The organism is Nocardiopsis sp. NPDC006139 (assembly GCF_040614155.1).
Taxonomy (GTDB): Bacteria; Actinomycetota; Actinomycetes; order Streptosporangiales; family Streptosporangiaceae; genus Nocardiopsis; species Nocardiopsis changdeensis.
The window spans coordinates 276,950-295,818 of record NZ_JBEXTT010000007.1; the positions used below are offsets into that span (position 1 = coordinate 276,950).

General features: G+C 72.1%; 20 protein-coding genes. 16 read left to right on the forward strand and 4 right to left on the reverse strand.

The features are described 5' to 3' along the window. Positions 1–2 precede the first annotated feature (2 nt). From ABZ249_RS12065 to ABZ249_RS12075, 3 genes are all read right to left on the reverse strand, one after another. Positions 3–1,289 carry a helix-turn-helix transcriptional regulator gene (locus ABZ249_RS12065; RefSeq protein ID WP_355260888.1) on the reverse strand — a complete coding sequence of 429 codons (1,287 nt, stop codon included), beginning with the start codon at positions 1,287–1,289 and terminating at the stop codon, positions 3–5. A 98-nt stretch (positions 1,290–1,387) separates the two neighbouring features. Beyond that, positions 1,388–2,266 (reverse strand): phosphotransferase, encoded by an 879-nt coding sequence (locus tag ABZ249_RS12070; RefSeq protein WP_355260891.1) that lies wholly within the window; start codon positions 2,264–2,266, stop codon positions 1,388–1,390. Beyond that, the gene (locus tag ABZ249_RS12075) at positions 2,263–3,531 is read right to left on the reverse strand and encodes a helix-turn-helix transcriptional regulator (RefSeq protein ID WP_355260894.1); all 1,269 of its coding nucleotides are present in this window, start codon (positions 3,529–3,531) and stop codon (positions 2,263–2,265) included. The genes ABZ249_RS12070 and ABZ249_RS12075 overlap by 4 nt, the downstream gene beginning before the upstream one ends. Before the next feature lie 169 nt (positions 3,532–3,700). Between ABZ249_RS12075 and ABZ249_RS12080 the strand changes: the two genes are divergently transcribed. From ABZ249_RS12080 to ABZ249_RS12140, 13 genes are all read left to right on the forward strand, one after another. Further along, complete coding sequence (locus tag ABZ249_RS12080; protein WP_355260897.1) at positions 3,701–4,180, forward strand: hypothetical protein; 480 nt, start codon at positions 3,701–3,703, stop codon at positions 4,178–4,180. Then, positions 4,180–5,070, forward strand: a complete 891-nt coding sequence (locus tag ABZ249_RS12085) for a hypothetical protein (protein WP_355260900.1) — start codon at positions 4,180–4,182, stop codon at positions 5,068–5,070. Before ABZ249_RS12080 ends, ABZ249_RS12085 begins: the two co-directional genes overlap by 1 nt. 29 nt (positions 5,071–5,099) lie before the next feature. Continuing rightward, positions 5,100–6,287 carry a styrene monooxygenase/indole monooxygenase family protein gene (locus ABZ249_RS12090; protein WP_355260903.1) on the forward strand — a complete coding sequence of 396 codons (1,188 nt, stop codon included), beginning with the start codon at positions 5,100–5,102 and terminating at the stop codon, positions 6,285–6,287. Positions 6,288–6,346: 59 nt separating this feature from the next. After that, positions 6,347–7,063 (forward strand): class I SAM-dependent methyltransferase, encoded by a 717-nt coding sequence (locus ABZ249_RS12095; protein ID WP_355260906.1) that lies wholly within the window; start codon positions 6,347–6,349, stop codon positions 7,061–7,063. Continuing rightward, positions 7,060–9,936, forward strand: a complete 2,877-nt coding sequence (locus tag ABZ249_RS12100; RefSeq protein WP_355260909.1) for a type I polyketide synthase — start codon at positions 7,060–7,062, stop codon at positions 9,934–9,936. The genes ABZ249_RS12095 and ABZ249_RS12100 overlap by 4 nt, the downstream gene beginning before the upstream one ends. Before the next feature lie 426 nt (positions 9,937–10,362). Further along, positions 10,363–10,674, forward strand: a complete 312-nt coding sequence (locus tag ABZ249_RS12105; RefSeq protein WP_355260912.1) for a WhiB family transcriptional regulator — start codon at positions 10,363–10,365, stop codon at positions 10,672–10,674. 34 nt (positions 10,675–10,708) lie between these two features. Beyond that, positions 10,709–11,239, forward strand: coding sequence for a hypothetical protein (locus tag ABZ249_RS12110; RefSeq protein ID WP_355260915.1), 531 nt, complete (start codon positions 10,709–10,711; stop codon positions 11,237–11,239). Beyond that, positions 11,236–11,565 (forward strand): hypothetical protein, encoded by a 330-nt coding sequence (locus ABZ249_RS12115; protein WP_355260918.1) that lies wholly within the window; start codon positions 11,236–11,238, stop codon positions 11,563–11,565. Before ABZ249_RS12110 ends, ABZ249_RS12115 begins: the two co-directional genes overlap by 4 nt. Then, entirely contained in the window at positions 11,562–11,867 is a 306-nt protein-coding gene (locus ABZ249_RS12120) for a hypothetical protein (RefSeq protein WP_355260921.1), read from the forward strand. Before ABZ249_RS12115 ends, ABZ249_RS12120 begins: the two co-directional genes overlap by 4 nt. Continuing rightward, a complete protein-coding gene (locus ABZ249_RS12125) occupies positions 11,864–12,634 on the forward strand; it encodes a hypothetical protein (RefSeq protein WP_355260924.1) in 771 nt (256 codons plus the stop codon). Before ABZ249_RS12120 ends, ABZ249_RS12125 begins: the two co-directional genes overlap by 4 nt. After that, positions 12,634–13,548, forward strand: a complete 915-nt coding sequence (locus ABZ249_RS12130) for a helix-turn-helix transcriptional regulator (RefSeq protein WP_355260927.1) — start codon at positions 12,634–12,636, stop codon at positions 13,546–13,548. Before ABZ249_RS12125 ends, ABZ249_RS12130 begins: the two co-directional genes overlap by 1 nt. Beyond that, the gene (locus tag ABZ249_RS12135) at positions 13,545–14,522 is read left to right on the forward strand and encodes a hypothetical protein (protein ID WP_355260930.1); all 978 of its coding nucleotides are present in this window, start codon (positions 13,545–13,547) and stop codon (positions 14,520–14,522) included. The genes ABZ249_RS12130 and ABZ249_RS12135 overlap by 4 nt, the downstream gene beginning before the upstream one ends. 122 nt (positions 14,523–14,644) lie before the next feature. Next, on the forward strand, positions 14,645–15,820 hold the full coding sequence (locus ABZ249_RS12140) for a hypothetical protein (protein WP_355260933.1): 1,176 nt from the start codon (positions 14,645–14,647) through the stop codon (positions 15,818–15,820). Positions 15,821–15,900: 80 nt separating this feature from the next. Here the strand turns inward: ABZ249_RS12140 and ABZ249_RS12145 are convergent, their stop codons facing one another. Continuing rightward, positions 15,901–16,122, reverse strand: coding sequence for a hypothetical protein (locus tag ABZ249_RS12145; RefSeq protein WP_355260936.1), 222 nt, complete (start codon positions 16,120–16,122; stop codon positions 15,901–15,903). Between the two features lie 155 nt (positions 16,123–16,277). Between ABZ249_RS12145 and ABZ249_RS12150 the strand changes: the two genes are divergently transcribed. From ABZ249_RS12150 to ABZ249_RS12160, 3 genes are all read left to right on the forward strand, one after another. After that, positions 16,278–17,147, forward strand: a complete 870-nt coding sequence (locus ABZ249_RS12150; protein ID WP_355260939.1) for an endonuclease/exonuclease/phosphatase family protein — start codon at positions 16,278–16,280, stop codon at positions 17,145–17,147. A gap of 89 nt (positions 17,148–17,236) precedes the next feature. Continuing rightward, a complete protein-coding gene (locus ABZ249_RS12155; RefSeq protein WP_355260942.1) occupies positions 17,237–17,773 on the forward strand; it encodes a Scr1 family TA system antitoxin-like transcriptional regulator in 537 nt (178 codons plus the stop codon). A 143-nt stretch (positions 17,774–17,916) separates the two neighbouring features. Then, complete coding sequence (locus ABZ249_RS12160) at positions 17,917–18,804, forward strand: helix-turn-helix transcriptional regulator (protein WP_355260945.1); 888 nt, start codon at positions 17,917–17,919, stop codon at positions 18,802–18,804. The last annotated feature ends 65 nt before the right edge of the window (positions 18,805–18,869 follow it).

Consider the following 18,869-nt stretch of genomic DNA (forward strand, 5'->3'; position numbering starts at 1 on the left):
GGTTATGGTCTGCTTTCGATCCGGTCCATGATGAGTCGGCTCAACTCTGGTGCGGTGTCCGAAGCTGTGGTCGCGAGTTCCCAAAGGTCGTCTTCGGCGCGGCGGGAGCGCACCTGGCCCATGTCATCCAGGGCACGTAAGGCAGTGTCCTGGCCCTGTTCGGTGTCGCTGCGTGTCTGCAAGGAGGCGAGTTTGATGCCGGAGATGGCCCGGGAGCGGCGGTAGGCGTCCGAGTGGCCTTCCACTGCCATCTGGAGGCGGTCATGGGCCGGTTTCGCGGGGTGCAGGTTCTCCACAGCCAGATCCCAGAGTGCGTGGCCGGTATCTCCGGCGTGCTGGGCAGCATCGTAGTAGGCCATCCATTCCGGAACCTGGGGGCCGCCTTGGGCGGCGAAGGCTTCGTCGGCGTGGGCCACAGTGGTGAGGGTCTGCTGGGTATCGCGGAGTTTGGCGAAGGCGCGCGCTCTGGCCGTCAGGAGCATGGCGACCTCTGGTGGCGAGAGGCGGTCGGAGCGCACCAGAGCGAGCTCGGCGAAGGTCAGGCCGGCTTCGGGGTCGCCGCACCAGATCTCCTGACGGGAGCGGTGCGACAGGACTTTGGCACGTAGGTGCCAGTCGTTCGCCTCCTCGGCTGCGCGGGTGGCGAAGGTGAACATGCGCCGTGCTTCGTCGTGGGCGTAGGCGTCAAAGGCCATGAACCCGCAGACCATGGCGAGCCTAGCCACGGCGGAGAAGGTGTCCTCCCGCAGGGCTGAGGGGATGGTTCGGTCCAGTAGGGAGACGGCCCAGCGCAGGTGTGCGGTGACGGCGGCGCGTACGCCTGCGCCGCCATAGGTGTGGTCCCAGCTGGAGAAGACGGCGGCGGCTTGGTGGACCTCGTCCAGCTCTCCAGGGGTGACCCGGGTCGTGTCGGTGCCGAACCCGGGCAGGTTGATGAGAGGAGCGGTGATAACGCTGGTGCCGGCCACTTCGAGGAAGTCTCGTCGCTTCACATCTTCCAGCTTCCCCGGTGCGTTCCCGGAGGAGGAGGTGCTACCCGAGGTCGCATCAGTGAAGGCGGACACATCAGCAGATCCAGGCTGCCGAAGAGCCCCCAGACCTTCAAGGGCGGCCTTCGCCTTGTCGAGGTGCTTGATGGTCGTCTTGCCCGAGACGATGCCGGACACCAACGGCTGGGAGATGCCAGCCATCCGGGCCAGTGCGGTCTGGGACAGGTCCGTGTGCCGGCGCAGCAACCGGATCAGCTCACTGGGATCCCGCTCCTCCACCGCCCTGCGCACCTCGGGCACGTCCCAGAACCATGCCGGGATGCACGCACACGACCCCGGCCCCGCCGAGGCGCGCGATCGCCGACAGTACCCGCACGCCGGATCTTCGGGTGGGGTGGTCATCGGGAGGTCCAGGAGGCTGCGGGGTCGTCCAGGGTGGCGAGTCTGCGGGTGAGCTGGGTCTGGGCGGCCTGGTCGCCACGGTCCGCGGCGCGGACGTAGGACCCCAGGGTGTGAAGGTCCCGGATGCGGATCAGGACGTCCAGACCGGGCCAGCTGGATAGGTCGTAGCCGTAGGCGGCGGTGAACGCGTCCATCTCGGCGCGGGTGCGACCGAACCGTCGGTGGCCCTGCCAGAGGTTGGCGAGGTCGAGGACGCGGGGGCCAAGCACCGCCTCGTCCCAGTCGCCCAGCACCGGCCGGTCCCCGTCGAACAGGATGTTCCCCAGCCAGGCGTCGCCGTGGATCAGCCCCACCCCGAGGGGGAAGTCCAGTTCGTAGTAGGCGTCGAGCAGGTCGTCGATGCGCCCGGACAGCTCGGTCACGACCCCCGTGGCCAGGGTGGTGGTGTGGTTCAGGGTGTGGCGCAGGGAGCTCAGCGGAGCGGCCGCGGGGAGGTGGATCGAGGCCGGGGGCGGTCCGGCCTGGTGCAGGGCCGTGAGCGCGACACCCAGGTCCGCGGGCGCGGGATGGGTGTCGGCAGGTTGGGGGTAGTACCGCCACAGAGTGGCCACGCTGGTCTCCGTGATGAGGACGCGGTCCAGGAGGGGTTCGGTGACCGGGACTCCACGGGTGTGCAGCCAGCGGGTCAGGGCCACGGAGCGTTCGGCGGCCTGGTGGTGGCGCAGGCCGCTCACCCGCACGATGGCCCCGGCGCGGGGCAGGTGCCAGACCTGGGTGCCGTGGTGGCGGACCAGGACGGCGGTGGCCGGGTCGGCGCCCAGGGTGTGGGCGGCCTCGGTCAGGACGGCGGGAGCGGATGTCAGGGGGGCGCTCATGGTCCCCACGGTAGCCGCAACGCGGTCAGCCGGTCGGTGATCTCCCGTTTCTGGCTCGGGGCGATGGGGGCGTTCAATGCCAGCTCGGCGCAGGCGTGCAGGGCGGGGCGCAGCTGGTGGATGCGGTCGCTCTCGGGGATCCGGGCGACCTGCTCCAGGGCGGTGTGGGCGGCGTCGGTGTCGCCGCGCAGCAGGTGGGCGGAGAGCAGGTCGATGCGGGCCAGGGCGAGGTCGCCGTAGCTGCGTTGGATCGCCGGGCCGGCCTCGTAGGCGGTGATCGCCCGGTGGGCGTGGGTGGCGGCGCGGTCGCCGTCGCCCAGCAGGACGGCGGTGGCGGCGATGTAGTAGTCGCGTTTGGGGTCGGGGAACGCGAAGATGCCGCCCAGGCGTCGGGAGAGGTCGTCGGTGTCGGTGGGCTGGGCCTGGTGGTCTACGAGCCGGTCCAGTCCCGCGCGGGCGGTGTGCCTGTCGTGGCGGCGGGCGGCGGCGCGGGCGGTGATGGCGGTCAGGCGTGCCCACGCCTGGGGGCTGGGGGCGTGGCCGGGCAGGGCAAGGGTGGCGGTGCTGGTGGAGGGGTGCCAGTCGCCGATGAGGGCGCGGGTGCCGATGATCCAGCCGGGCAGGTGGGGGTGTTCGGTGAAGTCCGCGCACCGTGCGGCGCGCTCCAGGTGGGCCAGGGCAGCGGCGGGGTTGCCGCCGTCGTGGGCGGCGTAGGCCAGCAGGAGCTCGCAGGCGCCGACGATGACCAGCAGGTCGTGTGCGTGGCGGGGGCGGGCTCCGGAACGGTAGCGCTCCAGGGCGCTGCTGCGCAGGGTGTTCAGGCGGGGCAGCAGCGGGGCGCAGGGCCGGCTGACGTAGGCGGCCGACAGAGCCGCGAGCTCCTGCTCCATGCCACTCAGAGCGGCCCGGTCGGTGCCATCGCGCAGGATCGTGCTCAGGTCTCCGGAACCACTCTCCGCAGAAGGTACGGATACCAGGTGGACCGGTTCGGGAGCGCCAAGGCCTCTCAAGGCCCGCTGGTGGCGGTCGCGGGAGATCAGCGGGCTGCCGGAGATGATGGCGCTGACCATGCCCTGGGACAGGCCGGCCATCTGCGCGATCGCGGTCTGACTGAGCCGGGTCTCGCGCCGCAGAAGGCGGATGATCTCCGCGGCATCACCCGCGCTGACCGCCGCGCGGACATCGTCCAGGTCCCAGAACACCTCGGGGACACACGTGCAGCGACGCGCGGCCCGGTCGCGCCCGCAGTTCGCACAACGGTTCATCGGACTCTCCTCCATTCGCACAAAGAATCACGCATGAAATGCGCGAACGGAAGGGATGTCAGTACATTGATAGCAATCATCAGTGCGCTGATAATTGCCATAAGGGCGCTGATGGAAAATATCAGGGCGCTGATGGATTGTCTTTCCCTGATGCTCCCATGATGGGGGCATGGACACGATCGACCCCCGCGATACGGCACCTGTGGGCAGCCTGGTAGGCGATGATGCTGCGGCTACCGTTCACAAACAGATCCGCACCCTGCACACCGATCACGGCTTCGACGTGGTGGTCTTCGCCAGCGACGGCCGGGTCGTGGACGCCAGTCCTGCTTTGTCCCGTGAGGCGATCGAGCGGTGCGGGGCGATCGGATACGCGTTGAAGAACCTCTCCCGGGCTTATGCGGAAATGGGTCTGAAAAAGGACGTTCCGCTCACGGTGGAGCGTTTGGTCGTCCGCTTCAATGACGGGGCGTTGGTCCTGTTGCCGGCCACTGACGACATGTGGGTGGCCGGGGTGGTCCCCAAACGGGGACTGTCCGATGCGGGCTCTGTGCTGGCCCGTTTCGCCGACCGTGTCGCCCCGCTGTTGCCTGCGGGGACCGATACGGCCCTGCACACCCTGCCTCCTGTTCTGAGTGGGAGCCGTTGATGCCATCGGTCAAGCCCGCCGTGGGCCCGTATATACCGGACAATGTCCTGCTGCCGCCCATCGGGGAGCACACCCTGGTGCGCCCGCTTGGCGATACCGGTTTCGACGTCACTGACGCTGTTGACGAGCGTGCTCTGGCGGTGTGGCTGCTGCTGTACCACCTGGATCGTGAAGGTGCGCCGCCGCTGACGGTCATGGAGATCGCCACACGGCTGCGTATGAGCCGGGGGGTGACGATCCTTCTGGTCACCGAGCTGCTGCGCCGATACCGGGCCCGGGTCAGCCGACAGCGGAGCGGAGTGTTCGATCCGCGTGATGAGGTCCGCGACGCCTGGGGGCGCTCCTCTTACTGCGACGCGACTCTGCGCTCCTCCAAGGTCATCGTGCTGGGCACCCCCGAACACCGTGCGGCGGAGTTCATCGGCGCGTGCTCGGCGAGCACCCCCATCACCCATGTGGAAACCCTCTACATGCGCGGCACCGGAAACCACGACCAGGGCGAGGCGCCCCGCGGCGCACCGGTGTCGGTGCAGGTGTCCATGGGGCGGGTACCCCTGGCCACCACCAACCTCCACTTGTTGGGGCTGCCCGACATGATCCTGTTCGACGCGCTGTGGCCCAGCGTGGTGCGCGATGCCTGCGGCGCCCTGGTCGTCACCGGTCCCGGTGAGCTCGACCAGGCACAAAAGGCCCTGGAGCTGTTGTCGGAGCATGCGCTGCCCGTCCAGGTCGTGCTGGACCACGTTCGCGACAGCCCTGACCCGGAGGCCATCGCAGACCGGCTGGGCCTGCCGGCGAGCCAGGTGACCTTGTGCGACGTGCGTTCGGTGCCCGCCACCCGCGCCGCGCTGGGCGACGTGATCAACCAGCGCACGGCCCGCCGTGTGTGACCCCCACCCCCGACCTGGGAGCTGAAATCGTGAAGGTTCTGATCGTCGGTGCCGGGCTGACCGGGCTCGTGCTCGCCCACCGCCTCCTCGCCCGGGGCGCAGATGTCACCGTCGCCACCTCCATGTCGTCGGAGGAGCTGCGCCGCGGCAGCGCCCAGATGACCCAGCTGACGCTGCCCACCGCTTTGGGCTTGGAGCGCACCCTGGGTTTGGACTTCTGGGAGGGCCAGGAGCACCTGTTCCAAACGGTGTCCATGACCACGCGCACCCGCGACGGTGCCGAGTTCGGGTTCACCGGCCACCTGGGGGCAGCAGGAGCAGCGGTGGAACCGCGGGTGAAGCTGCCTGATCTGCTGGAGTACTTCGAGGACCGCGGCGGCAAGGTCATCATCCACGGCATCACCTTGTCCGACCTGACCGTGTTCACCCGCATGTTCGACGCGATCCTTATCACCGTGGGCGCGGGCGAGCTCGGGCACCTCTTCCCCGCCGACCCCAGTCGGCCCCTGGCCGCCGAACGGCAGGTCGTCTCCCAGGTGTACCTGCACGACTTCCCTGAAGCGGAGGCGGAGGTGGAGGTGTACTCCCTCGCCGACGGTGAGGTGTACGTGGTGCCGATCCTCACCTACGAGGGCATCGCGCACTCGGTGATGGTCACGGCCCGCCCCGGCACCGACAACCCTTTGGACTTGAGCACCATCCGCAAGGGCGACGTGCACGCCCTACTCGCTGAACGGCTGCCCCGACTCCTGCCGGAACTGGGCGAGCGGTTCACCAAGGCCACGCTGTCCGACCCCCGCGACACCCTGCTGACCACGGTCACCCCGGTCGTGCGCACCCCGGTCGCCCGCGTGGGCACCGGCTTCGTCGTCGGCGTCGGCGACACGGTCGTGACCACCGAGCCCCGCACCGGACAGGGCTGGTCGCTGTCCACCAAGAGCGCCTGTTTCACCGCCGACCGCATGGTCGAGCACTACAACCAGCACGGCGGCTTCGACGAGGCGTTCTTCACCGACACCTTCACCACCTTGTGGAACGAGCACATCCGCCACACCGCGTCGTTCTCGCACCTGGTCAACGCCGTCCACACCGGCAACGTCCCCCCGGAGCTGATGGCGGCGATGGCCACGGCCGCCACCGACCAGAGGTTCGCCAACGCCTGGGTGCGCGGCTTCGACGACCCCGCCGAGCTCTCCCGCATGCTCCCCATGGCCTGACACCCCGCCCTCTTACCCCCTTCTTCGATGCAGGCGGCAACGCCGAAGCGAGGTCACCCATGCCCGAGAACACCCCCCGTACCGATGCCTCCTGGGTGTCGTCCCCCAACCCCACCCTGTACAGCCCCCGCAACCTGGCCCGGTACAAGCGGCTCGTCGGAGAGCTGTCCCACACCTACGCCTGGCGCATCGACAACACCGCCCTGGCCGGCCTGTACGCCGAGCACGTGAGCGCCCGCCACCTGGAGATCGGTCCCGCCGACGCCGAGATGCTGGCCACCACTCCACCGCCCGCTCCCCCGGAGCAGTGGCGCGTCGACGTGCTCGACATCAACACCGCGCCCCTGGCCCACGCGCAGCAGCGGCTCTCGGGGCGGGCGCAGGTCACCGCCCACCTGCACGACATCCTGGCCGCCCCCTGGCCCGGCCTGGCGCGGACGTTCACCTCCATCGCGATGGGCAACGTCCTGCACTGCGTGCCCGGAGCCGGGTTCACCGCCAAGGCCACCGCGTTCAACGGGCTCGTTGACGCGCTCACCGACGACGGTGTCGCCTTCGGCTACACCCTGCTGGGCGCGGGCGACCCCGACGCCGACCACAACCTGCCGGCCCGCCTCCTGATGCGCGCCTACAACAAGCCGGGCCGCAACACCTTCCACAACCGCGGTGACCGGCTGGTGGATCTGGAGCGGCAGCTGAACCTGCGCTTCGCCCAGGTCGATGTACGGGTGATGCACAGTGCGGCGGTGTTCGTGGTGCGGGGGCCGATCCGATGAGCACGCACACGGTCTCCGTGGTGGGGATGGGGGTGCGCCTGCCCGGCCATATCACCACCCCCGACGAGCTCGCCCAGGCCCTGGCCGGGCACCGCACCGTCGTCGGTCCCCTGCCCGAGGAGCGGTGGGAACGGCTGGTCTCCGAGGTCCACCCCGACCAGCGTCCCCGCCGGCGGTGGCACGGCGGTACCCTCACCGACCACGACTGGGGCCTGGACCGGTGGCACTTCGGGATCAGCGCCGACGAGGCCGAACAGATGGACCCTCAACAACGCCTGGCCCTGGAGCTGGTGTGGGAGGCGCTCGCCGACGCCGGGATCCGCCCCTCCTCACTGGCCGGCACCGACACCGGCGTCTACGCCGGCGCCGCGGGGGTCGACCATGCCGGCCGGGTGTTCGCCCCCGGGGTGCGCACCACCCCGCACACCGGGCAGAGCGGCGCCCTGTCGATCATCGCCAACCGCGTCTCCTACCACCTGGGCGTGCACGGTCCCAGCTTCGTCGTGGACTCGGCGTGCTCGGCCTCCGCCGTGGCCCTGCACCTGGCGGCGCGGGACCTGGTCGACGGGACGGTGGACACCGCGGTCGTCCTGGGCGTCAACAGCCTGGATTCGGCCGCCATCAACGCCTACTTCCACCAGGTCGACGGGGTGATGGCCCCCGGCGGGGTGTGCTCCCCGTTCAGCCGAGCGGCGCACGGGTACGTGCGCTCCGAGGGCGGCGGCGCCCTCATCCTGTGCCGCACCATCGACCTCACCCCCGGCACCAGGGAATGGGTACGCCTGTTGGGCAGCGCCGTGACCCACGACGGCCGCACCCCGCACCTGATCGCCCCCAACGGCCACGCGCAGGCCAAGGCCATCACCCGCGCCCTGGCAGCGGCGGGCCTGGAACCCGACCAGGTCGGCGCGGTCCTCGGGCACGCCACCGGCACCGCAGCCGGGGACGCCCAGGAACTGCGCGGAGTGGCCGACGCCTACCGCACCCGGGACCGGGAGCAGCCGCTGCTGCTCACCTCGGTCAAACCCGGCCTCGGCCACACCGAGGCCGCCTCCGGGGTCGTCAACGTGATGTGCGCGGCGGTCGGCGCCCGCGCGGGACGCATCTGGCCCACCCTGAACCACACCGACCCGGTCGCCCTGGTGGGCAACCGCCGCATCACCGTGCCCACCCGGGCCGTGGACTGGCCCACCGGCGCCGAGGGGACCCCTGCGGCGGTGGGGGTGTCGGCGTTCGGGTTCGGCGGCACCAACGCCCACCTCATCCTCGCCCCCGCCCCCGAACCGCAACCCGCCAGCAAGCGGGCACCAGCGGCACCGGTGGTGATCCCGCTGTCCGGGCACACCCGCCAGGTCCTCACCCGCACCGCCGCCCGGTGGGCCCCCGCCGTGGCCGCGCTCGAGGACCTGGTCCCGGTCGGCGCGGCCGCGCTGTGGGGCCGCGACCACGACCCGCGCCACCGCGCCGCCGTGGTGGCCCGCACCCCCGGCGAGGCGGCCGAGGCCCTGCACGCCATCGCCCATAACCGCCCCCACCAGAACATCTTGGGCCCCCTGGCCGCCCACGGCCCGCGTGAGCGGCTGGTGGGGGTGATGTCCGGGCACGGCACCCACCACCAGCACATGGCCGTCGAACTCGCCGCCACCACACCCGTCTTCGCCGCCGCTGTGGATCGAGGCCGGGCCGCCCTGCAACCTTTCGTGGACGGCCCCGTGTGGGCTCCCGGTGCACCATTGGAGGGGTTCGAGCAGATCCAGCACGCCGGGTGGCTGGTCCAGGTCGCCCTGGCCGACACCCTCACCGCCTGGGGCATCGCCCCCCAGGTGTGGGTGGGGCACTCGGCCGGGGAGGTCGCCGCCGCCTACGCCGCGGGCGCTCTCACCCTGGAGCAGTCCGCGCGGGTCATCGCGGCCCGCAGCCGCCTGCTCGCGCCCCTGTCCGGGAAGGGCGGCATGCTCGCCGTGGCCCTGCCCGTCGACCAGGCGGAGGCGGTGGCGGCCGAGTACGGCGTGGACGTGGCCGTGGTCAACAGCCCCCGGTTGAGCGTGCTCTCCGGTGCCACTGCCGACCTCGCGGCGGCGGCTGCGGCCCTGGAGCGGGCGGGAGTGTGGGCCAAGGCGATCCGCGACGTGGTGCCCGCCCACAGCCCCGCGGTCACCCCACTCCAAGAAGCACTGCGCCAGGAACTGGACACCCTCGAGCCCAGCGCACCGACGGCTCTAATGGTCTCCACCGCCACCGGAGCACCCGCCACCGGCCTCGGCGCCGACTACTGGGCCTACCAGCTGCGCGCCCGGGTACGCTTCGCCGATGTCATCGGCCGCCTCACCGAGGGGCAGCCCACCGGCGTGGTGGAGGTCGGAGCTCGGGCCGTGCTGGCCGGCCACATCACCGATACCGCCCCGGGCACCCCGGTGGCCACCGTCACCACCGACCCCGACGAGCTCTTCCGTGCCGTCGCCGGCCTGTACGTGCACGGCCACACCCCCACCGGCCCCTCTTCCCCTGGTGAAGAACGCGCCGAGCTGCCCCCGGCCGTCTGGCAGCGCACCGGCGCCGAGGACCGCACCCACGTGGACCTTCCCGCCGCGGCCACCTGGACGGCCCAGGACCACGGCCGTGTCACCGGCCTGGTGCTGGCCCTGGCCACCCGCACCATCGGCACCGCCCCCGGCTCGGTGGACGTGTCCTGGGCCGAAGCCGGCGTGACCTCTCTGGACCTGGTCGGTGTGCTCGCCCACCTGCGCACCGCACACCCGGCCTGGGCCACCGAGTCCGTTACCGACCTGGCCGCCGACGCGACCATCGCGGCCACCGTGGAGCGCCTCACCGCCCTGCTGCCCCGGACGGAGGCGACCGTGCCCACCCCGTGACCCGACCACGCCCGCGGTTCATACCCAGTGAACGCGAGAACGCGGGCGTTCCCGGCGCCGCCCTCCTTCCCTCCAGGGTGGTGCCCGGTGTCCCCGCCCCGACTCCCGTCCGGGCCCGTGCCTCGGCCCCGGGGCGGGGACACCCCCACACACCTGTCGACCAGCGAACCCAGCACCCGGGGAGTACGCCCTCTTCCAGACCCGGTTCGAGCGGCTGTGGGCCGCCGCCACCGACTACGACACCTGGTACAGACGCGGCCTGCGCTGACCCCTGAACCGGCGGTGCCGACCGTCCGTTCCATGCCCTGGGCCCGGCACCGCCCCGAGGGCTCCCCGCCCTGACTAGTCCGGCCCGCCGACCCCAAGGGTCCGGAGACAACCGGCGGGGAGCCCCCGCCCCCGTCGACGACACGAAAGGACCCCACCATGCACTCCGGCACCGCCCTGTCGGCCCACTGCCGCACCGACCCCGACGCGATGTACGTGCGGGGGATCGCCCAGGACGACGCCGCGAAGGTGTGCACCGGGTGCCCGATCCGCACCGAGTGCCTGGCCGATGCCCTCGACAACCGCATCCAGGCCGGAGTGTGGGGCGGGATGACCGCACGCAAGCGCCGGGCGCTGCTGGCGCGCCGACCCGAGGTCACCGACTGGGCCGCCCTGCTGGAGCGGGCCCGCCGCCACTACGAACAGACCGCGCCGACGCCCGCACCGGCCCCGGTGGGGCGGGCCGCGTGAGCGCCGCACACGCGCCGACCGGTGAGGAGGCGGGGTGGGCTGGTGCTACACCCACGACCAGGCGCAGTTCGCCGCCGCCGCGCGCCTGCACGGGGAGCTGGCGTGCTGGTGGGTGCTGTGGTCGCCGTCCCAGCGCCGGTACGTCGGATTCTGGTGCGGCCCCCAGGCCCAGGAACCGGTGCACGCCCCCGACGAGGAGGCGCTGCTGGCCCGGGTCGCCGAGGTCGAACGCGAACTCGTCGGGTTCCCGGTCAGCGTCCCCGCCCGGGCCACCCCCACCGAGCGGCTGCACCGGCTGGCCCGCACGCAGGGCGTCACCGTCACCGACCACCCCACGGGGGTGCGCCTGGGCTGGGGTGAGCGCACCGTGCTGGCCGCGCTGCGCCCCGACACCACCGACGGCGCCCCGGTACTGCGGTGGTGGGTGAGTTGGACCGACCCGGCCGGCGCCCACGCCCGCCCCATCGCCGACCCCGGACAGGAAGGGCGTGTGCTCGCCCACCTGAAGGACCTGGCACTCCCGACCGTGTTGACCGCACCCCACATCCCAGGAGGGTTCCGTTGAGAGGTATCACCACCGCCCCGACCCCGGCCGGGCAGGCCATGGCCAGACTCCGCCAGGCCGCCCGCGGCGCCGGATTGCGCGTCCAGGCGAGCGGCGAGGACGTCTACCTGGCCCGGTTCGGCCACCGGGTGCGCGTGGACTCCACCGATGCTGGCCGGTACTGGCTGCTCACCCTGGAGGACGGCACCCGCCGCTACCCCCGAGACGAGGACGGCGCCCGGGCGCTGGCCGAGGCCGCCACCGCCGCCGTCAGCGCCCGCGCGGACCGCGCCCGCACCCGCATGGTGCGCCCGTCCCGCACCGCACGCCTGGAGGAGCTGCGATGAGCACCACTCCTGTCACCGGCGACCCCACGGTGGAGGCCGTCGTGGACCTCACCGGACACCAGCAGCAGAACGGCCGGTTCACCGCACCACCCGAGGTGGCCCGGCCTTTCCTGGACGCGGCCGCCGACCGGGGGTGGGCGGTGGAGTCCACCCGGGCCCGGCCCGTCCGCGGAGGCCGGCGGGGCACCGACCTACCGGGTGCCCTGGCAGCAGGCGAGGGACGCGCTGCAATGACCCCCGGTGTGCCCGAACCGGTCGCACACCTTCACCCCGAGCAGCTTCAGCGAAAGGATCCGACGTGACGCTCCCCTCGCGCAGCGCCGTCCCCGTCTACACCCACCTGGCCGGCACCCCGGCCGTCCCTCTGCGGCCCGGCCGCACCCCGGCCCCGGGCCAGATCCCTGACCGGTTCTACCGGGCGGTGATGGGGCGGGCGGCGCGCACGCTGGGGATCGGCCGCCTCGTCTACGCCCACACCTCCCGCCCCCCGCGCTGCTTCGACCCCCACGTCGGGGCGTGGTGCGAGGCCGCCACCACCGTAGGGGTGCGGCGCATCGTGCACCTGCACCCACCCGGCCAGGACCCACCTCACCCTGGGGCCCCGCAGTGGCAGGAACGATCGGCGAGCGCGGACCTGGTCGATCCCGATCAGGTCCGCACCGCCCTCACCGACACCGGGGGGCTGCCCGGTCCGCCGGTGCTCGCCCTGACCGGGACCGCCCCCGTCTACTACGGCAACGCCTCCCTGGTGCACTTGGTGAGTACCCTGGCCGGGGTGCTCCCGGCAGGAAGCCGCATCGGGCTGCTCCAACCCTGCGGGGCCAACGTGCGCGCGGACTTCGCCCGCCACACCCAGGCCAGTGGGCACGGGCACCACGCCCGGACCGCCTACGAACTCCACGAACTCCTCACCCGGGCCGGATTCGATGACCTGGTCGGCCCGCACCCAGCGGCCACCTGGCCGCTGCCGACGGTCCCGTCGTCGGGCACCGACACTCTCTTCGCCCTGCTGACCGTCCCAGGCACCCCACCGCCTGCGGGATCGGTCCGCTTCTCGGGGAGCACGTGATGGAGCACCGGCCCAGTGCCCGCGAGCAGGACCACCTGCTCACCCCCACCGGCGCCGCCGTGACCCTGGCCCGCACCCTGGCCCGGGCTCGCCACGCCCGCCGGTTGTCCACCGGCGCCGTCGCCCGCACCCTGGGGGTGCCGCCGGTGCGGGTGGTGCAGTGGGAGCGCGGACAGCCCCTCGACCCGTCCCGACTGCGCACGCTCGGCGAGCTCTACCAGCTCACAGGCGCCCAGCGCATGCGGCTGGAGGCGTTGCGCGTCCATGCCACCGGCACCGAGTGGTGGCGCCCCCACCGCCCCACCCTGGGGCTGGCCGGCGCCGCCCGCATCGGCGCCTGGTGCGCCGCCGAGCGGCTGTGGTGCCTGTCCGAGCAGGGGGTGCCCCTGCTGCTGTGGCCCCGCGCCAGGGGCCTGTCCGATCCCGACCATCGCCTGCGCGCCACCGATCCGGACCGGTGGGCGCGCATCCGGGCCCTGCGTGTGCTGGCTGTGGCCCACCTGCGGCTGAGCGGCATCCGGGTGGAGTACCTCATCGGTGCAGCCGTCCCCACGCTGGTGTCCCAGCAGGACCATGCGGTGCAGGCGGGGCTGGTCCTGGACGCCCTTCTGCGCCAAGCCCGCCAGGGGCGGCTGCGGCTGCTCCCGTCCCGAGGCGGGTCTGACCGGTTCACCCTGTGCGAACTGCCCGGCGGAGTGCACATCCTGGACGAGCCGCCCCGGCCCCTGACCTTGACCGGTGAGCCCGCCACCGACCAGGCCCGGGCCCGGTGGGAGCAGGCGCACACCCAGGCCTGGAGCACAACGCAAACCCTCGCGTACTTGGAGGAGTGCCGGGACCGGTGGCGACCGCTCCGGGTGCGCAGGCTCCCCCGCCCCTCTGCGGCCCGGCTCAGGGTGGTGCCGCTCCGGTGAACCCCCACGACAAGAACCCGTCCACGTCCCTGCCCGACCGGCTTTCGGCCACCACAGTCAGGAGTCTCATGCAGGTCCCCTTCGCCCTGGTCAACCTCAAAGACGGCCTGGAGAACGGGCTCGGTCTGTCCCGTCTGCACTCGGTCTTCGCCGGCTACGCCGCCACCGGTGTGCGACCCACCCTCATGGCCATCAACGAGGCCCGGTGGCGGCTGCCGCGCGGTATCCACGCACGCGAGGCCTTGGACATCTTCGAGAACCTGTTCGGCGGCGGCCCCTATGAGATCGAGATCGGAGACATCGAGCGGTCCAACAACCCGCCCGCCCTGGTGTGGGACACCCAGGTGTGGAGGCTCGTGGAAGAGTCGGTCGCCCAGACGGACCACCACCGGTGGGGCCGCAACACCTGGACGCTGACCACGCGCGAGCCCCACAACGCCGCGCTGCGGATCCACATCCCGCATTTCGACTACGCATCCGGGACCCGCCGACTGATGGAGGCCGAGATCCTCGCCTCCCAGACCGGCGGCTTCTTCCCCATGGTCGTGGCCGGCGACCTGAACTCCACCGCCTCGGGGCCGCACCTGCCCCACCGCGACTACACCAACGTCCCGGCGCACAAACGCCGCCAGAAGGGCCTCTTGTTGCCCTCCGGGCAGTGGGTGGACGACACCCGCGCCCTGGACACCCTGATCGGCCCCTGGGACGAGAACACCGGCACCCGCCGCCACACCGACGGGTGCGGGCTGTACGCGCTGGCCGAACGCGACTGGGAACAACGCGGCCGGCCTCCTGCCCTGCTGGAGCCCACCACCCACACCCCCGGTTCACTGCTCATCGACTGGATCCTGGCCACCGACCGGATCGACGTGGTCCCGGGCACCTACCGGGTGTGGCCCGGGGACCCCGCCCACACCGACCACAAGCTCATCACCGCCACCCTCACCCTGGAGGAAGGCGGCCACCCCCGGTGAACGACGCACCCGCAACGACCACGCCCCCCACCCCGGGCAAAGAGCCCGCGCCCGGGGCCGAGAGCGCGACCAGGTTGGCCCGTCTGCTCGCCACGCTCGGCCAACGCGCGCCCGGGGAGCAAATGCGTCCGGTCTACGAACAAGGTGCCGGCATCGCGCAACTGGCCGAGCAAACGGGCTGGAGCCGATCCGCGGTCCGCAACCAGCTCGTCTACGCGGGCACCCGCATCCGCACCAAGGGCCGCGCCCGCACCCCCGCCCCGGCCCCACCACCCGCCGCCGCGGCCCACACCCCGAAGGGACCGCCCCGACCCGTACGCGGGTGCCCGTACGCGGCGGCCGGTGCCGTGCTGGATCGACTGCGGGTACGGCGCGGCCTGAGCGCCACCGACCTCGTCAACGCCGCGACGATCACCCATGGCACTCTGGCGGCCATCCGCGACGGCATCCGGCGCCCCCACCCGGTTCCGGCCGAGCGGCTGCTGGCTGTGCTGCGGCCCACCGACCACGAGCGGCGGGTCATGGTGCTCACGTGGGCGCTGGACCACCGGTACCGGCCCCTGCTCCAAGGCCCCCAGCCCGGACACGACAGCGAAGAGCTCACGGTAGGGGTACTGCACCTGGGAGATGCGCCAGGCGCTGCCCCGAGACACAGCCTGGAGGTGTTCGAGGCCGGGATCGCCCCGTGCACCACCGTGGGCACTTCCCTGCTGGCCGTGTACGGCGCCACCGGGTGGCACACCGACGGCCAGCGCAACGCCCGCCGGGCCGCGCTCGCCCTGTCCCAGGCGATCGGACGCCCCGTCGACATCCGCCTCGGCCCGCCGGGGACGGGCACCGCGCTGGCCTACGACGCCACCGTGTGGCACCTGGTCTGCTGGACCGGCGACACCGCCCACAGCGCCGGGGCGCACAGTGCGCGCCTGGCGCGCCGCGATGACCCCGACCTGGCGGTGCGTTGGATGTGCGTCCACCCTGATCCGGCAGGTGCCGCCCCTGTTCTCACCGCGCCGTGCGCCGACCCGACCCTGGTCGCCCTGCCGTTCAGCGACCGCGACCAGGACCGGTGGCGTGCCCTGGTCCACGACGCCGGCGCACCGGCCGATCCCCCTGGCGGCCGGGGCGTGGCCTCCCTGTCGGACCTGGACCCCGCACCCTTCGCCGAAGCCGGAGAGGGTGCTGTTGGGGTGGGGCTGCTGGTGGGGGCACGGTTCACCCAGGTCGAGGGCACCCACACTCGGTGGCCCCTGCACCCGCAGGGCCCGGGCCTGGTCTCGACCACCTTGTGGTTCAACTGAGGAGCAGCCGACCATGACCACCACCCGCCGAACACCGGCCGCCGCCCAGGCTCTGCGCACTCCCACGGGCCGCGGCCGTCTCAGCGGACGCGGCTCCCGGGCGGCAGCGGGGCGAGCTCGTACAGCACGCGGGCAGGGTGGTCGTGAGGGATCTCGTGGGGTTCCTGCCACCGCTTGGCCACCCATCCGGCCCCGGTCAGCCGGGCCAGCGCCAGGTACACCCGGCCGCTGGACAGCCCAGTGGCCTCGATCAGGTCGAGCCCGAATCTCGGGCCCGGAGTGCGGTGGAACGCCACCAGCACCCGCTCGGCATCGGCACGGCTCGTCGTTCACTCGCCCGCTGATCCTACGGCGGCTCCCTATCCGATGCCCCGGTTTCAACGAACCTCCCGCAACGACCGCCCGTGCCCTGCCCCGGCCCGGATCCCCGCTTCTTCTATGCACACCAAGGAGTCTGATGACCAGTTCGACCACGGTGACCGTCGTCGCCCAGAACATGTCCCACTCGGGGCTCTACACCCCCAACGGTGACCCCGACCCCGATCGGTGGAACGGTCTCATGGCCGCCATCACCGAGCACCGTCCCGACATCCTGCTGCTCCAGGAGATCGGCAAATGGCACGACTACAACCGGCAGCCGCTCTTTCATGCCGAACGGGACCTGGGCCTGCGCATGGCCGGGCACATCATCACCCCTGCCGGAGGTGGGACCGGCGTGATGATCAATCCCGACACCATCCACATCCAGCAGTTCGAGGACCGCTACCAGCACATGGTCCACCACGGTCTCGGCGTCGCGGTGCTGGAACTGCCCGGCCTGGACACCCCGCTGGCGGCGATCAGCGCCCACCTCACCCCCTACTCGGCCACAGCCGCCGCCACCGAGGCGCAGGTCATGGTCGCCCGCGCCTACCGCTACGGGGGCCTCGGTTTGGTCGGCGGGGATGTCAACCACTTCTCCCACCGCGACGACCCCGCCGCGGTGCCCGACCCGGCGACCATCCCCCCGTACAACCGGTCCTCGCGCTGGCTGGTCGACGCCGACGGGTCCCTGGTCCCCAATCGGATCGTCGGCCGCACCCTCCAGCTCGGGGGGCTCACCGATGTGGCGCTGCACATGGCCGACCGCACCGGGGACACCTCGCTGCTGGCCCCGACCGGCCGCGGCCGGTGCCGGGTCGACCAGTTCTGGGTCACCCCGCCCCTGGTGCCCGCCATCACCTCCTACGTGCACCACCAGCACGAGTTCAGCGACCACTCGCTGATCCTGATGCGCCTGGACACCTCCCTGGTGGACATCAACGCCGCCCTGCCCGAGTGGATCTGACCCGCCCCCGTGGGGTTGGTGGTGGCCTGCCCGTCCTGCGGGCCACCACCGGCCCACACCCCCGCCCTACCGACGTTGAGGAGAACACCATGACGCACACCCACCCCGATGATGAGCGGTCCGCGACCCTGCTCGCTTCCCAGCAGGCGGTCGAGGCCACCGAAGCCGCCGTAAAGGTGTCGGTGGACACATTCGTGCCCGCCCTGATCCCCGGCCCGCTCCAAGCCCCCGGGTACTCCCGCCACGTGCTGTCCGCCGCCGGACTGAGGGGCGAGGACCTGGACGAGGCCGTACTGGTGCGCATGGACCGCAGCGACTACCTGTCCCGGCACCGGTGCCGGTTCGTCATCACCCCCGCCGCCCTGCACCTGGACCACCTCCCCGACCGGGCGCAGCACATGCAGCGGGGCCTCCTCACCCTGTTCGCCGACCGGCCCACCGTCGACCTGCGGGTCCTGCCCACCGACGCCGGGGTGCCCTGGTACGGGGGGTTCACCATCGTGGACGGCCGCCACGTCCAGATGGAGACCCCTACCGGGCGCTTGATCGTGCCCGACACCTACCTGGCCGGATACCGGGACCAGTTCGAGGCGCTGTTCGCGGCCGCTCAGCCCTACCACCCCTGACCGCCCCAGGCCGGTGCAGCGCTGTTCACGGCCACCACCGCAGGAAGGACCCCGTTGTCCCAGATTCACACCACCACCCGGCTCGGCAATGGAGCCGGCAGCCCCGGGCAGGTCGCGCCCTGCCCCGGAGAAGGAGGCCGCCGGTGAGCGATGATCGCGGCCCCGTGGTCCACCAGCACCTGCTGATGCGCGCCCTCATCGCGCTGCGCCACGAAAACGGGCTCACCCAGCAGCAGGTCGCCCGGGACCTGGACTGGTCCCACGCCAAGATGATGCGCTACGAGAACTGCCAGCAGGTCCTGCCCCGGGCGGAGCTCGACGCCCTCCTGGTGGAGTACGGCGTGGCCTCGGCTCCGCTGGCGCGGGATCTGCGCGCCCTGGGCGAGGCCGCCCGCCGGCCCGTGTGGTGGGCCCCCTACCGTTGCCTGCTCACCGCCGACCAGCGCATCTACTTCGGCTTGGAGGCCGGCGCCGACACGATCCGCCAGGTGGCGACGTATGTGCTCCCCGATCTGCTCCAGACCCGCGACTACGCCCGGTGTATCGCTGCGGCCCGCGCCGAACCCTGGCAGGTGCACTCCTTGGTGGAGATGGTGATGCGCCGCCAGGCCGCACTGGGCTCCCGCTCGTCCCGGCCACGGCAGCGCTACCTGCTCAGCGAAGCGGTGTTGCGCATCCATGTGGGGGTCGAGGTGGATCCCTCCATCATGGTGCGCCAGCTGCACCACCTGGTGGAGGCGGCGGCCGCCCCCGAGGTTCAGATCCGTGTCCTGCCCCATGCCCACGGTGAACACCTGGCCCTGGTGTATGGGCTGTTCACCCTTGTGGGGTTCGGCGAGGTCGGGCTGGAGGAGGTGTTCCACGCCCAGTCGGGCCACATGTCCTTGCTCACGAGCAAGAAGTCCGATGTGGGCCCCTACCCGGGGGCGTTCGAGGAGGCGTGGGAGCTGGCCCTGCCCGAGGACGCCTCCGTCCGCCTCATCAGTGACCGCAGAGCACATCTTGACGCCGCTCACGCCGAACTCCGGTGAGCAAGCCCCATGCGCGGCCGACGCTTGTCGGAGCGGGGTGCCGCACCTCGCGGTTTCGGCCCGCG

What these genes read in the sequence shown, in the direction of transcription:
- ABZ249_RS12105 (WP_355260912.1), top strand. Translation starts at nt 10,363, where the DNA reads ATGCACTCCGGCACCGCCCTGTCGGCCCACTGCCGCACCGACCCCGAC.
- ABZ249_RS12150 (WP_355260939.1), top strand. Translation starts at nt 16,278, where the DNA reads ATGACCAGTTCGACCACGGTGACCGTCGTCGCCCAGAACATGTCCCAC.
- ABZ249_RS12130 (WP_355260927.1), top strand. Translation starts at nt 12,634, where the DNA reads ATGGAGCACCGGCCCAGTGCCCGCGAGCAGGACCACCTGCTCACCCCC.
- ABZ249_RS12070 (WP_355260891.1), bottom strand. Translation starts at nt 2,266, where the DNA reads ATGAGCGCCCCCCTGACATCCGCTCCCGCCGTCCTGACCGAGGCCGCC.
- ABZ249_RS12095 (WP_355260906.1), top strand. Translation starts at nt 6,347, where the DNA reads ATGCCCGAGAACACCCCCCGTACCGATGCCTCCTGGGTGTCGTCCCCC.
- ABZ249_RS12155 (WP_355260942.1), top strand. Translation starts at nt 17,237, where the DNA reads ATGACGCACACCCACCCCGATGATGAGCGGTCCGCGACCCTGCTCGCT.
- ABZ249_RS12100 (WP_355260909.1), top strand. Translation starts at nt 7,060, where the DNA reads ATGAGCACGCACACGGTCTCCGTGGTGGGGATGGGGGTGCGCCTGCCC.
- ABZ249_RS12120 (WP_355260921.1), top strand. Translation starts at nt 11,562, where the DNA reads ATGAGCACCACTCCTGTCACCGGCGACCCCACGGTGGAGGCCGTCGTG.
- ABZ249_RS12080 (WP_355260897.1), top strand. Translation starts at nt 3,701, where the DNA reads ATGGACACGATCGACCCCCGCGATACGGCACCTGTGGGCAGCCTGGTA.
- ABZ249_RS12075 (WP_355260894.1), bottom strand. Translation starts at nt 3,531, where the DNA reads ATGAACCGTTGTGCGAACTGCGGGCGCGACCGGGCCGCGCGTCGCTGC.
- ABZ249_RS12085 (WP_355260900.1), top strand. Translation starts at nt 4,180, where the DNA reads ATGCCATCGGTCAAGCCCGCCGTGGGCCCGTATATACCGGACAATGTC.
- ABZ249_RS12140 (WP_355260933.1), top strand. Translation starts at nt 14,645, where the DNA reads ATGCGTCCGGTCTACGAACAAGGTGCCGGCATCGCGCAACTGGCCGAG.